7 protein-coding genes and 1 pseudogene are annotated in these 14,748 nt (G+C 34.7%); 4 read left to right on the top strand and 4 right to left on the bottom strand.

Translation table 11 applies throughout. The features are described 5' to 3' along the window. Positions 1–5 precede the first annotated feature (5 nt). Together C4S29_RS10415 and C4S29_RS10410 are read right to left on the bottom strand one after the other, a co-directional pair. On the bottom strand, positions 6–209 hold the full coding sequence (locus C4S29_RS10415) for a hypothetical protein (RefSeq protein ID WP_103914030.1): 204 nt from the start codon (positions 207–209) through the stop codon (positions 6–8). Positions 210–227: 18 nt separating this feature from the next. After that, on the bottom strand, positions 228–2,297 hold the full coding sequence (locus C4S29_RS10410) for a hypothetical protein (protein ID WP_103914029.1): 2,070 nt from the start codon (positions 2,295–2,297) through the stop codon (positions 228–230). A gap of 453 nt (positions 2,298–2,750) precedes the next feature. On the opposite strand from C4S29_RS10410, the gene C4S29_RS10400 reads away from it, so the two are divergent. Next, a complete protein-coding gene (locus tag C4S29_RS10400; protein ID WP_103914027.1) occupies positions 2,751–3,425 on the top strand; it encodes an XRE family transcriptional regulator in 675 nt (224 codons plus the stop codon). Between the two features lie 686 nt (positions 3,426–4,111). On the opposite strand, the gene C4S29_RS10390 is transcribed toward C4S29_RS10400, so the two are convergent. Both C4S29_RS10390 and C4S29_RS10385 read right to left on the bottom strand, forming a co-directional pair. Further along, complete coding sequence (locus C4S29_RS10390) at positions 4,112–4,429, bottom strand: helix-turn-helix domain-containing protein (protein ID WP_103914025.1); 318 nt, start codon at positions 4,427–4,429, stop codon at positions 4,112–4,114. A gap of 256 nt (positions 4,430–4,685) precedes the next feature. Beyond that, positions 4,686–5,057, bottom strand: a pseudogene (locus C4S29_RS10385) (ATP-binding protein); the annotation flags it as partial. A gap of 1,382 nt (positions 5,058–6,439) precedes the next feature. Between C4S29_RS10385 and C4S29_RS10380 the strand changes: the two are divergent. The 3 genes from C4S29_RS10380 to C4S29_RS10370 are packed head-to-tail and all read left to right on the top strand — an operon-like array spanning position 6,440 to position 14,593. Then, positions 6,440–8,056 carry a T9SS type A sorting domain-containing protein gene (locus tag C4S29_RS10380; protein ID WP_103914220.1) on the top strand — a complete coding sequence of 539 codons (1,617 nt, stop codon included), beginning with the start codon at positions 6,440–6,442 and terminating at the stop codon, positions 8,054–8,056. A 2-nt stretch (positions 8,057–8,058) separates the two neighbouring features. Next, on the top strand, positions 8,059–11,298 hold the full coding sequence (locus C4S29_RS10375) for an RHS repeat domain-containing protein (protein ID WP_103914023.1): 3,240 nt from the start codon (positions 8,059–8,061) through the stop codon (positions 11,296–11,298). Between the two features lie 4 nt (positions 11,299–11,302). Next, entirely contained in the window at positions 11,303–14,593 is a 3,291-nt protein-coding gene (locus C4S29_RS10370; RefSeq protein ID WP_103914022.1) for a DUF6443 domain-containing protein, read from the top strand. Positions 14,594–14,748: the final 155 nt, after the last annotated feature.

The raw sequence follows: 14,748 nt of genomic DNA, 5'->3' as shown, positions 1-14,748 counted from the left end.
AATTTTTAAATTTCCTTTTGAATCCTACTGTAGACAAGTTCAAATTCATCTAATATTTGACTGATTTTAGGATTGTTATCTTTCATTTTTTTTAGTTCTGATTTTGGAACACTATCTAATTTTTGAAAAGCATTTCTCGTCTTATATTCAAAATTTTTACTTACTTCAAGTAGTTCTTGTAATAGAGTAATCACTTCTTTTTCTTGCATTTTTAAATTTTTAAATTGTTATTTCATAAAGGCATTTTGCCAACTTACTGAGGGAACTGATGCCATTTTTTCTTCATCATCTGTATCTATGGTTTCCACGGTTTCGGGATCCGTTGGTGTGAATTTATTTCGCTTCATTCCCGGAATAAAAAATCCGTTTTCCGGTGCCGGTTTTGGATGCTGGAATACATTGATTTTCATTAATGATTTTTCCTGACTTCTGATAAATCCGTCCACGGTTGCAACGTAACTGCTTTGTAATTCCCGTGCGGCTTCATCAGCATCGGTGCGCTCAATAACTGCTCTGTTATACCGTGGCATTTCCTGGACTTCACAAATAAATCTGCCTTGGTAATAAGCGAGTGCTTTAAGCACATTTCCTTCGTTATCATCCAGCCAAAAGATGTCGATTTCTTTTCCTTCTATGGCTTTCATTACGTTGATCAATTTTTCACCTAAGCAGATTTTGCCGTTTTGCGCAATGGCTCTGGCTTTTCCCTGCAGTTTTATATAACCGGTGTTGCAGGATGATTTTTGAGGGTAACCAAGATGTGGCAAAATTGCCTGCCAATTGGTTGGTTTTAATTCCGGGTGTTGCATTTCTAAAAAGTATTCCCACCGCGTTTTTGTGTTGTCACTCATGTGCTGGGAATTGTTTAACTCGAAAATATCTTCAATGGCACCTTCTACAATATTTTCAAAAGGGATCATTGGAACTTTAGAATTTCCGGATTGGTTTGATTCTGATTTGGCATGAGGTCTGGCTAACCATCCGGTGCGCTTTTTTTCAATGTTATATCTCAAAATTCCATTGTCACGTTCAATTCTTTTTCCACGTGCATTATTGGCTTCAATCCTAACATTCTGGAACATATAGCCTTCCTGTAAAAAAGTATTGACAAAACTGCTATTAAGTGAACTTTCCGCTTCCAAACCGTCAGGTAAATTAATGCCCCATTGTGTGTAATTTCTAATCAGTTGGCGGTAAAAATCAGTAATGATTCCATCCTTGGTTTTGCCGTAAACAAATGCAGTAATACACCCGGAAGCAACATCTAAACAGTTGTAGAACCACACACGATTTCCGTCTAAATCTTTGAAAGGTGGGTTTCTGTCATCAATTGAAATGAGAGATCCCGCAAATTTTGGACGTTCTAACTGGTGGAATGGTTTGTACTGTCCCATATATTTCTGACGGTCACCGGAACGTAGTTTGTGCGTGGCTGCTTTGTTTTCCCATTTCGCCAAATAAAGTGAAACGGTGCTTTCCGAAAGTTTTGGAAAATCTTTTGGATTGTAAACTTCGCCGGTTCCTTCATTGTAAACCTCAGAATAACCGTTTAAAAAGGCTTCGTAAGCGCGGTAAATTTCAGTTGCTGTAGGTTTGTGTGGTATATTGGCAAAAAGACTGTTTAAAATACATTCTGTGAGGTCATCCACTATTCTGGCATTTTGTTTTCTTTTACCTTCAACATCTTTTACAACGGATAGAAAATTAAATGGCCAATCCTGATCATTGTATTTAAACTCAGTTTCAAACTGGTTTAAAGCTTCTTTAAATCGGGTTGGATGCGTCGGTAAATTGTGAGAATAAGAAAACTTTTTAAGCAGAACCGGATTAAAGGAATTGCTTTCATCACAAAGGAAATTATTAAGACCTTTCAAAGTCATTCCCATTTTAATGCGTTCCGCCTGGTGCTTTGCGCGAAGTTTCAAAATACTGATCAAAACGCTTGCATTGGTAACGTAACGCTGTTGTTCATCTGGATTAAGATGTGATCCATCCGGGCGTGTAAATTTTGTATAGAAACTTACCGCAACAGAATCCGTTTTGTAGAAATACAAAAGGTTATGATCTAGTTTGCGTGGATCTCCAAGATCTTCCTGAATATGAGTTGGTAAAGTGTCAAAATCAATAATTAATTTTTTTCTTTTACCGCCACCTCGCTGCAGTGGCTTAACTCCAAAAGAATTGTTTTTATTTCTGCTTAATTCAACAGACAAACAAGCCTGATTTTTCCAGTAGTCAGGAATCAGTTCGTGAGGAAATACCGCCACAGAATTTGTATTATTCCAGAAATGCGGCATAATTAAACTGTTATTTCAGATGAAACATTTTTTGTACTAGTCCATTTTATAAGTCCCGACAAAATTTGATGATAAGTTCTGATTTCAATATTATTCCCGTATAAAGGGATAAAATTTGATTTTTTGAATGAATAAAAGAATCTCATACTGGTTTAATTTTATATTGTTCTAAAGCTTTCTTTGAAGGTCCACACAATTCATGATATTTTGCTCTGATCGTATCAGCGGTTAAACTATGTTTCTCTTTTCTGATACATTGTCGCACAAACTGTGTAGTGACTCCATACTCCTCAGAAACCGCAGTAAGTATTTCCGTATTGTAGGATTGTCTTTTTTTTGTAGGTTTGTCCATTGTCTTTTTTGTTTCAATTATGAAGCAAAGAAAGGAATATAATTCCATTTAAAAAAATAATAAAGGAAATATTTTCCTTTTATTTAAAAAATACCTGTGTCATGGAAATAGGACGTCGAATTCGAGAAGTGCGTGAAGCGCGCAATATTAGCCAGAAGGAACTGGCGGAAAAGATAAGTATGGATCCAAGCCAATATTCAAAAATTGAACGTGGTAAAGTAATGCCTACTTTGAATCAAACCATGGAAATATCATCTATTTTCAATATTTCTGTAGATTCTTTAATACATAACAAATTCTACAGCGAATCGTATGACGAAAAAGTAGATAATCCCGGTATAGTGGCTGAAAGTATATCTAGTTATGGAACTAAAAGCATACCTCTGTTGCCTTTAGATGCTTTTGCAGGTGCAGGAGGAAGCAATGTTGATGGTGTTGATTTTGCGCAGATCGAAGAGCGATACGATGTACCACTTTTCTACAATATTAAGGTTGATTTCATGATCAATGTCCGGGGATCATCCATGTACCCAAAATACAGTAGTGGTGATGTGGTCGCTTGTCGCATGGTAGATGATTTACTTTTTGTGCAGTGGAATAAAATATATGTTTTAGACACTATTAGTCAGGGCGTCATCATGAAAAGACTTAAAAAATCAAACATCAAAGAAAATGTCATTTGCAAATCAGACAATTCAGAATATGATGATTTCGAGGTTCCTATGTCGGATATACGCAATATTGCATTAGTTGTAGGCTCAGTTAGATTAGAGTAACACATCTTTTATTTATATAAAATAATTAATTAATGTCTAAAACATTGAAATATAATAATTTAACTATTATTTATTTAAAATTTTAATTGTAATTAAGGCGTATTTAAACTGCTTTTTATGCTGTTTTCGGTGTGATTTTAACAAATAGTATTGAATTAAGCCTAAAATTTTACTACACTTTGTTAATCCAAGTGTTAATCCAAGTGTTAATCCAATAGGAATTTACTTCCTTTTACTTTTTTGACAAATGAAAATAATAATCAAAATAAAAAGCAATATTTTTAAACGAAAAAAGTCCCAAAACAGGCGTTTCAGGACTTTATAGTGTCAAATATAGCCTCATATAAGCTGTTATTTTAAAAATGCTTTAATAACAGTTTAAACCGGCTTTAAAAATTGTAAGATAATGGTACAAAACGGTGATATATTTACATTTCGGTTTACCCTCTCTGATGATGTAAAAACGTCTGAAAGTACTATAAACATTGGCTTTTTTGGCTTTTTTGTTTATATTCTTTCTTTAACATTTAGTTTAGGGGGGCATAAATTTAAAGAATTTGAAAAAGGTAAATATGAAACTTACAGTTTCATAATAAGTATTATTATATATCTTCTAATATTTTCTAATGTAAAAAATTGTAAAGGATAAAGAAAAAACCAACTTTAAGGAGTTGGTTTTTTGTGTTTTAAAGTGCTGCAATATTTTTAAGTTTGCTGGCTTTAATAAAAGCGTCTATGGTTGCAAAAATGTGGTTCTTGGTCTCATTGTCGAGTTCCTGTATTGCTTTTAATTTTTTCAGAGTATTGTTGTCGATTTGCTCGTATTGTCCGTCTTTTACGAGATAATCCAGGGTTACGCCAAGAGCATCCGCAATTTTAGTGGCCACGTCGATCGACGGTACATTTTCCCCACGTTCATACTTACCAATAATATCACCGGAAGCTCCAATGGTCTTTCCGAGATCACTTTGTTTTATTTTTTTCTGCTTACGAGCAAAAGCCAATCTGTCGGCTCCGTCTAATAGCCAATAATTTTAAAATTCTTTTCTAATTTTTCATTAAACGCAATATTAATAGGCGTTACAAATAACTATCATTTCTTAAATAAGCTGCAAACTTCGGTCATATTGACCACCCAATTTCGATTTAAATTGAGCACCTAGTTTCGGTTTAAATTGACCACCCAATTTCGGAGCAAATTGACCACCTAATTTTTGGGATAAAAAACGATGTTTTTCATGTGTTAATTAATATTCAAATTTATACAATTTCTGCTTTGGTTGTTGGTCTTTTTTTTCGCATCGATTCACCACTGAGTTCAAAACGATGAGATTGATGGATAAGGCGGTCTAAAATAGCATCAGCAATGGTTTTTTCGCCAATAATATCATACCAACCCTGAACGGGGATTTGAGAAGTGACGATGATGGAACCATTGTTATGACGGTCTTCTATGAGTTCCAAAAGCGTAATTCTATTCGTACTATCCAATGCTTGAAGCCCAAAATCGTCCAAAATAATCACATCTTGCCGTTGTAATTTCGCCAGTTCTCGAAGATAAGAACCATCCGCTTTTGCCATTTTTAGCTTCGCAAAAAGTTTCGAAGTATTAAAATAGCTTACCTTAAAACCCGATAGCGCGGATTTGCAATCCGTGCTCGTAAAACTTGTAAGAAGTTTGAATGTTTTTCTTATTTTTAAATAATGAATACAATCTAAAAAATATGAAACTTGAAATCAATAATTTTTAAAGCCAAGTAGAATGTTTAGAACTTATCACGGATTGCAAATCCGCGCCATCGGGTATATAAGATTTAAGTCTAAAAGATGAACTAACTACTTGCTTCAGATTAAATTTTACCTGAAATCATACATCTTCCTGAGTCAATGGCAGGCAATATACTCGTGAATAAAAAATTACCGTTAATTGGTTTCCTGGTTATTATTTTATGTGTGATCTCAGTTTTTCCCATAAGCAAGAATTGGATTGCACTATAGCTGCGTGAAATTATTTTATATTAATAACTTTAAACTAAGAATATATTTTGGAAACTATATATTCCCAAAGCAACAATGCAAAATTGAGTTTTAGGAAATTAATCAGTTGCGCTCATTACAAATTATTAATATATACACAAGAATAAAAACTTTCAAATGAGAATGAAATTATCAAAATAAATTATTAAACGGAACAATTTTAAATAAATTTTTCCATAAAAATTAGTCAGGTAATTTAAAAAAAATTGAGACTTTATTATGATAGTATGCTCTAAATCGTAGTCAGATAGATTACCACGCGTTTAAAATTTTTAATATTCCAAGATTTATCAATTTCGACATACTTTCTTTTGATTTAAATGGTATTTACCTCAAATTTGTTTTAACAATAGCGGTTTACGAAAAGCTAAGAGTAGGAAATATTTATTATTTTTATATGTATGTCGGTAATATCATAAGTTTTTTTTGGTTTGCGACTTTTGCTAATTGAAACGCCTTTGCGGACTTAAAAATTCGATTTAGGCAGCGAAAAAAAAATCTTTGCGTTCATAATTAGCATTATGATTGAAAATGGACATACATTTATTTTTATTTTGAAAAATTTAAAAAAAAGTATGGAAGTGAATTGAAAACTATTAATGGAGGAGGTAATGGTTTAGAAGGAGGTTTAAATCCTATTAGAGGTGATGGTGTATGCGATACTTGTACATCTTCACAACAGTCAGTGTTGCTTAGATGGATTGATTTATTTTTGCTGAAAAGCAGATACAAATTGTACTAGACAATAGCTCAAGCGTTCAGGGATGCCGTAAAAGTGAATGAGAAAAGAATGGAGATATAGATTTAGGCAATGAGGCATGCTATAATTTTAATAATTTAACGTGCTTTAGTAACCTTAAGCTATTTTTAAAAGTTCCAAAAATGGTTAAAATAACGATTAGTTTTTTCAATTTGAATATTTTCCGCATGTGTTATTTAAAGAATATTTCATCCCATTAATAAACAAAAATCTGCTTATGCAAAAACTTTACTACTGCCTTTTTATTTTCATCGGTACTTTAGGCTTGCAAGCACAAGATGTGCTGTGGCAGAAAAACATCAAATCTTCTACGCAAGATTTTCTCGCGCCCATTTCCCTCACTATTGATGGTCAATATTTAGTCTCAGGAAGCTCAATACAGGCTTCCAAACTATCTTCTGTAGGTTCTGCTGGTGGCGCTTCACAAAACAACGGCTATGATTACCACTTGATAAAACTAAACCAACAGGGACAACCTCTTTGGGAAAAATACTTCGCTGGAAATAAACACGATTACCTGAGTGCAAGTGTTTCCACACAAGAAGGTGGTTTTCTTCTGGCTGGAACATCTTGGTCATCAAAAGGTTTAGATAAAACAGAAGACTCTTTTGGCGGTTCGGATATTTGGTTGATTAAGGTGGACGAAAACGGAACGCAAGAATGGCAAAAAACCATCGGTACCCCATACAATGAAGAAGCCGTTTCTGCTGTGCAAACTACAGATTTGGGTTATTTCGTAGCAGGAAATGTAAGCAATTCTAAAGACGGATTCGGGTCTAAAGACGCTTTAATTATTAAGATGGACCAAAGCGGGAAACTTACAAATGAAATTATTCTTGGTGGTAAAGGTTTAGATGAAGTACAGAAAATGATTCCCACTAAAGATGGTGGTTGTTTAATCGGTATTTACAGCAGAAGTGGACTTACTGAAAAACCAATTGATGTACCTAAAAGTGAAAATGCAAAAGCAATTACAACACCACTAAAAAGAATAGCCAAACAGACTGATAATTACGGACAGGGCGATTACTGGATTGTAAAATTAGATAAAAATGGAAATGTGCAATGGGAAAAGAATTATGGGGGCACAGAAGATGACCACATTAAAACATTAATTAATACGAGCACGGGTTATATCATTGGTGGTGAAAGCCGTTCTAAAAGTTCTGGAAATAAAACAGCGGGTTTAAAAGAAGGTACCGATTTATGGATGATCGCCCTAAGGGAAAATGGCGATGAACTTTGGCAAAAATCTTACAACTTTAAAAACCGGGATATCCTAATGAGTATGAACGGTATCTCTGATGGAACAGGAAATAAAACCAAAGGCTTTTTAATTGGCGGTTACACGCAAGCGGAAGAAAAAGTAGAGAAAAACGATGAAACTTTTTGGATGCTTTACTGTGATTTGGACGGGAATGAAGTTTGGCGCAAATACATTGAAGGTAAATCCAAGCAAAAAGAAGAGCGTTTGGTGGATGCTTTACTAAACAGAGACGGCACTTACGTTTTAGCTGGAACAAGTGCTGAGGAATTGGGACAAGAAAACTGGAAAATTGTGAAACTGGGCGACAAACAGATTGAAGATCTGGTTGAAAAACAGGACATAAAAATCTACCCAAATCCAGTGAGTGAATACTGCTATGTAGAAATTGGTTTAGATTTTAAAGAAGCCGAAATAGCATTGTACGATACATCTGGTAGAATGGTGCAATCATTAAAAACCAAAAACACGGTAACAAAAATAAATACGTCTAATCTACCACAGGGCATTTACGTGGTTACCGCCAAAACTGAAACTAAAACCGTGAACGATAAATTGATTAAGAAATAGAAATGAGAAATAAACACTTTCTTTCGTTAACCACAACTATATTTGGGTTATTTACAATATTTGGACAAACTACAAGTTACACTTACGATAAAATCTCACAGATAACAAGCCCCCCATCACAAGAGGCATACAATTTAGGTACATATGGTGAAGTTCCACTGGGGCTTTCCACCGGGGCTCCAAACGTAAGTATTCCTTTATCTGGTATTTCATCAAATGGAGTTAGTGTTCAATATAGTGCGAGTTATTCTTCTAACGGTTTGCAAGTTGATGAATTAGGTGGGGCGCTTGGATTAGGATGGCAACTGATTGGTGGTGGTGTAATTACAAGAACTGTTAAAGATTTGCCAGATGAGGAAACAACTACCTCACACTTTCCCGAAATGAATATAAAAGCAGAATTAGATCAAGGGAATGTCAATGCTTTTCAATATCTTCAAGATATCACTGATTCTGGTGTTGATAGTGAGCCAGATATTTACAATTTTAGTTTTAATGGGAGATCAGGTAAATTTATTTTTGATAATAATAAAAACATTCACGAGTTTTCACAAACTAATTTAAAAATAGAGCGATTAGATGAGCCAGGAATTGGTGTTTGTTTCAAAATAACCGATGAACAGGGAAATATATATTTGTTTAAAGATGTCGAAACCTCGTTATTTTTAAAAAGCACAGGTGGATCAACGCCCTCAACAAATACTTCCGCGTGGTATTTATCCGAAATTATTCCCACAGCGGGGAAACCAATTAATTTTACCTATGAAAATAATGATTATGAATATACAGCAAGCATATCACAAAATTTAAACTTGCCCTATGATTTGCTGTTGATTCATGGATTCACTTCGGGAATAAGTAATTACCCTCCAAATCCATATTTATCTGAACCATTTGAAAATAGATTATATATTCATGGAAAAGCGATAAGTGAAATCACGATACCCGATGGAATCTCTTTAAAATTCACTTATGACACAATTGCAAATAGTCCAAAAAGGCTTAAAAGTATCGTAAAAAAACAAGGCAACTCCATTCTTGATAATTATTCGACTGAATATCTCACCACTGCAAACAATAGAACTTTTTTGACTAAAATTAATAATACTACTAAAAACCAAAATTATACCTTTTCTTACATAAATCCGGAGGCTTTCCCGTTGAGACTTTCCAATTCTCAAGACTTATATGGTTACTTTAATGGTGTTTCTAATTCTAATTTAATTCCAAGATCTGTTGCATTACTTTACCCTACAACTGGATTGTTGATAAATTCTTTAGCAGATAGAAGTTCTGATGTAAATTTTAACAAAATTGGACTATTAAATAAAATAATTTACCCTACAAAAGGATATAGTTTGTTAGAATATGAAGGTAATAACGAAAATACTTCGGCAGTTATCTCAAGTATTAATTATGATCCTCAGCATATTTTATATTGGGATGAAGACCTTGACGCTATTACCGATTCTGAGGGCGTGCAAACAATCATAAATGGTCCCTTTTCTAAAACTTTTTCTTCTGATATTGTGTTTAATTTATATAATAAATCAAGTTTATCCTCTTGTGGTGGAGGATTTCCAGATCATTATCGAACAAAGGTAAGGATTACAAAAGAAGATGGGACATACAATCAGGTAATAGTATTACCTGATAATGACAGCCCAATCAAGGTAAATTTATCAGCTGGTAATTATACATTTTCATTAGAACCTTCACCTGGCTTGTTTTGTGTTAATACAAGTGTTGCATTTGGATATTTAGTTCCCGATAAATTTAATATACAATACTCTACGACACAAACGAAAACAGGAAGTGTGGGCTCGCGACTTTTATCTTCTAAAAAATACGATTTTGGAGGTGCGCTTCTAGGCGAACAGTATTATTATTATGAAGGTTTTAACTATTTATATCCCTTAGATTTTATTTCATATAAGGCAGAATTAATGGGTCCTGACGGGTATGGCTATGGTTTTAAATTTGTAGGAACTTCAATGAACATTAATTCAGGGGAACAGAAAATTTTAATCAATCCTCAAAACAGTTTTGTATTTGATAAAGTATCAATAAGTGAAGGTGGTGCAAACTATCAAAAAGGTGGTGAAGTTCATTATTTTAGACAGCAAGCGGATCATCCGAACTCCATCATATCAGGGTTTCAAGCGAATGACTATAAAATTTATTCTTACGATTCCGATTTAAACGGCCAAGAATCTAAAACTGAAATCATCGATCAAAATAAAAGTGTTTTAAAACGAATTGAATACGACTATTCAGAAAGAAGTACATTAGAAAAGCCTTTTTATTCAATTGTTGCCCATGATTACTATGCTCGTCTTACAGGTGGTTTAGATCCTACTCACATGGTGGTAAACGGTGTAGGTTCTTATGATCCATTGTACAATGTAGAAGTAATGCAATATAATATTAATTCATTCAATAAATTTCTTCAACGCGAGACCACTACAGACTACTTAAATGGAAGCCCCTTAATTACTACAACAGAATATTTTTACAATAATCTAGCACATTATCAACAAACGTCACAAAAAAGAACTTTCCCAGACGGTACAATTTTACAATCAGATTACCAATACGCCCAAGAGAAAGGCAATCAGTATTTAATCGGTAAAAATATGGTAGGGATACCTTTGCAAACAACAGTAACTAAAAATAATGTAGGAGTCTCGAGTGTAGAAACCAAATACCCAATCTCTCAAACAGAAGCCAGTACCAAAACTAATGGTTTGCCTTTACCGATGTCTGCAATTTCTTATAGCCTACAAATACCTGGAAGTAGCAGCACTCCCACCACCGAAGTCACCTATGACCAATACGACGCCAAGGGCAACCTCCTGCAATACACCACCAAAGCAGGCATACCTGTAGCAATTATTTGGGGTTACAACCAAACCCAACCCATTGCAAAAATAGAAGGTGCGACTTATGCTCAGGTTTCCAGTTTGGCAACACAATTAATAACCGCTTCGGATTTAGATGCGGCAGATCCGACAAAGGAATCTGATTTAATTTCTGCCTTAGACAATTTCCGAAAAAATTCTGCAATGGCGAATTACCAGATTTCCACCTATACTTATGATCCCTTAATTGGCGTAACGAGTATTACCCCGCCTTCTGGTATTAGAGAGATCTATAAATATGACGCTGCCAATAGATTGCAATCTGTAAAAGATGTAAACGGCAATATTTTAAAAGAATACAAATACAATTACAAACCCTAACGAAATGAAAAAACTAAATTTCAAAAAAAATACGGCTCAAACTCCCTCTCCTTTGGAGAGGGCTGGGGTGAGGATTTTAATTTTATTAGGCTTTGTTGCGTTTGTAAGTTTTTCGGCGCAAAATACCACCGCACCACCCTCGGGGATTTCAAGTACAGAAAACTACGTTTATAGTAGAACCTATTTAGACTCTACGAAAACCAGTAACACAAGTACAAAACAGGTACAAAGTGTGGGTTATTTTGATGGCTTAGGTCGTCCAAAACAAAGTATTGGCATAAAAGCAACTGCCACGGGTCAAGATTTTGTGACCACTATTCCTTATGATAGTTTTGGTAGACAAGTCGATTCTTACTTTCCTGCACCGATGAGTTCTAAAAGTGGTGGCATCCAAACTGGTGTAGAAGGTGCAGCCGCAACTGCCTACTCGGATACAAATCCATTTTCGCATAAAGTGTTAGAAGCCTCACCTTTAGACAGGATCCAACAGCAAATCGATCCGGGAAGTGCTTGGCAAACGAAACCCGTAAGTTTTTTATACGAAGCAAATTCTGCAACTGATGTTATAAAATTTACTACCACTACAACCTGGAATTCAGGCGCTACCAGTTCTACCTTAGTAAACGCGGGCTTTTACGCTGCTGCCACGCTATACAAAAATACTGTAGCTGATGAAGATGGAAATATTTCCATAGAATTTAAAAATGGCGAGGGACAAACACTTTTAGTAAGAAAGTATGATGGTATAAACCCAAGTCCAGTAGATACTTATTATGTTTATAATGAATTTAATCAGTTGGCATTTGTTATTCCACCAATGGCAGTCGCAAATCCCAACGCATATTTAGATTCGCTTTGTTATCAATATCACTATGATGGCAAAAATCGCCTGGTAGAAAAAAAACTTCCAGGCAAAGGTTGGGAGCGAATGGTTTATGACAAGCAGGATCGTTTGGTAATGACCCAGGATTCAAATATGGGTGTTGGCGCTCAGTGGCTGGTTACAAAATATGACCAGTTTGGAAGAGTGGTTTACACAGGAATAACCACTTATATGCCGATTACTAGAAGTTACATTCAAAGTATTTTTGATAATCAAACAGATGCAACATTATCAAAAAATAATGAAACCCTAAGTCCAACTGGATTTGTTATGAATGGTCTTACAGTTAATTATACCAATGTTAATTATCCTACTAATTTAAGTAAAGTGCTTTCAGTTAATTATTATGACACTTATCCCGCAGGAACACCAACTTTTGATAATATTTTAGCACAAACTTCTCCTCAACTTCTCACTGCCACCTACACAACAGACGGCAGAAGCACAAAATCTTTGCCGCTTGCCAGTTTTGTGAAAGATATAGAAGATGATGATTGGACAAAAAATTATAGTTTTTATGATACCAAAGGTAGAGCATTTGCAACCTATAGTATCAACCATTTAGGTGGATATACTAAAACAGAATCATTACTAGATTTTGCGGGCATCGCTCAGAAAACCTATACTTTTCAAAAAAGACTCTCTTCAAGTGCAGAAGTTCAGATTAGAGAGCGCTTTGTGTACAATGCTTTTAATAACGTTTTAGAAAAACATTATCACCAGGTAAATACGCAACCTGAAGAACTTCTTACTGACAATCATTATAATGAACTAGGTCAACTCGCCTATAAAAATGTGGGAAATGTATTGGGAAGTCCATTGCAAAAGGAAGACTATTCCTACAATATCCGCGGCTGGATGACAGGGATTAATGATCCTAGTAATCTCGGCAGTGACTTATTTGCTTACAGAATTAATTATCAAAATCCGCTACCAATATCCTCTACTAATCCAATAAAGCCCACGGCAAAATATAATGGAAATATCTCACAAATAGATTGGATAACTAGTTCTGAAGGGACACTTAAAAGATACAATTATGACTACGATAAACTTAACAGATTATTATCTGGTAAATACTTGGAGCCAAATACAGTTGTACCTGAGAAAAATTATTTTAATGAAAGCCTTACTTATGATAAAAATGGAAATATTATGTCGCTGGATCGTTTTTCTCTACCTGCACAAGGAAGTACAACTGCACAACACATAGACCAGCTTTCTTATACTTATGCCGGAAACCAAGCCACTTCAATTATTGATGGTACGGGTAATTACCTAGGATATAGTGGTGGTTCTTATTATGGCGCAAATTTAAAATACGATGCTAATGGAAATTTAACTTCAAGTATAAATTCACAAGTTTCAGGAATTGCTTATAATTTCTTAAATCTACCGAATATTGTATCTCGGTATGGTCCACCAATGTATTATACTTACAGAGCAGATGGAACAAAAGTTAAGAAAATATATTACTCAACAACGACAGATTATCTGGACGGATTCCAGTATGTAACGAATGGAACAGCAGCGGCTGTCTTACAATTTATCCCTACTGCTGAGGGTTATTATGATTTTACAAAAAATGCTTATATTTACAATTATGTAGATCATTTAGGAAATGTAAGATTGAGTTATACCAAAAACTCTAGCACAGGCGTTCCAGATATTTTAGACAGAAGTGACTATTATCCGTTTGGATTAAAACAAGCAAGTTCCAGCACAACAACTGCAAATGCAGCTTACAACTACAAGTACCAAGGACAGGAGTTACAAGAGACTGGCTTCTACAGTTTTAAGTGGCGTAACTATATGCCGGATGTCGGGCGTTTTTTTAATGTAGATCCTTTGGCAGAGAAATATCCTTATAATTCCACTTATGCTTTCCAAGAAAATAAAATGGGACTGGGTAGAGAGTTGGAAGGTTTGGAACTTAGTTACACTTATCCGGTATCACTTAATAGTTATGCTAATAGTTTCGTTCCTTATTTAAAAGCATCTGCTAAAAGCGCAATAAAAAGTGTGGGTAAAGCGGCAGGAAAAGTTGCTGATTTTTTATCAGATACTAGTACTTATGTTAAAGGTGCTGCTATTTTAGGTGGTGCTGTGGGAGTGGTAACCGAAGACCCGCCGTTAGTTAGTGAGAGTGTCGAACTGTATAATTATGGAGATAAGATGAGTACCACTGCAACTTATGCAAAATCAGCATCTCTAATCACGAAAGGAAAAGTGAAAGATGCGGCAGTAGAATTAGCAAAAGAGCAAGTTCAAGGTAAAATTGGAAATAAGATTGATAAAATAAAAAAAATTAGTGATGTTAGTAAAATGGTCACAAAGGAAGTGGCTAATCGTGTTGTTGATAAAGGAGCGGAAAAAGTTGAAAATAAAAAAAAAGAAATTGAACCTAGATAATTAAAACTATGTTAAATATATTGTATGGGATTGGGGCAATTTTAATAGGAATATATTTTATTTGGTCTACTTCAAAAATGGAATTAACTAAATCGTCTTATCGCAGTAACGTCCTGTTTAAGGGTTACGGATCAGCAATAGGATTTATAATTCTT

It is taken from the genome of Halpernia humi, assembly GCF_900108025.1.
GTDB lineage: Bacteria > Bacteroidota > Bacteroidia > Flavobacteriales > Weeksellaceae > Halpernia > Halpernia humi.
The sequence above is the reverse complement of the archived record's forward strand: the minus strand, read 5'-3'. Positions and strand labels throughout refer to the sequence as shown.

Coding starts and splice junctions, on each gene's coding strand:
- C4S29_RS10380 (WP_103914220.1), top strand. CDS start 6,440: ATGCAAAAACTTTACTACTGCCTTTTTATTTTCATCGGTACTTTAGGC.
- C4S29_RS10375 (WP_103914023.1), top strand. CDS start 8,059: ATGAGAAATAAACACTTTCTTTCGTTAACCACAACTATATTTGGGTTA.
- C4S29_RS10415 (WP_103914030.1), bottom strand. CDS start 209: ATGCAAGAAAAAGAAGTGATTACTCTATTACAAGAACTACTTGAAGTA.
- C4S29_RS10400 (WP_103914027.1), top strand. CDS start 2,751: ATGGAAATAGGACGTCGAATTCGAGAAGTGCGTGAAGCGCGCAATATT.
- C4S29_RS10410 (WP_103914029.1), bottom strand. CDS start 2,297: ATGCCGCATTTCTGGAATAATACAAATTCTGTGGCGGTATTTCCTCAC.
- C4S29_RS10370 (WP_103914022.1), top strand. CDS start 11,303: ATGAAAAAACTAAATTTCAAAAAAAATACGGCTCAAACTCCCTCTCCT.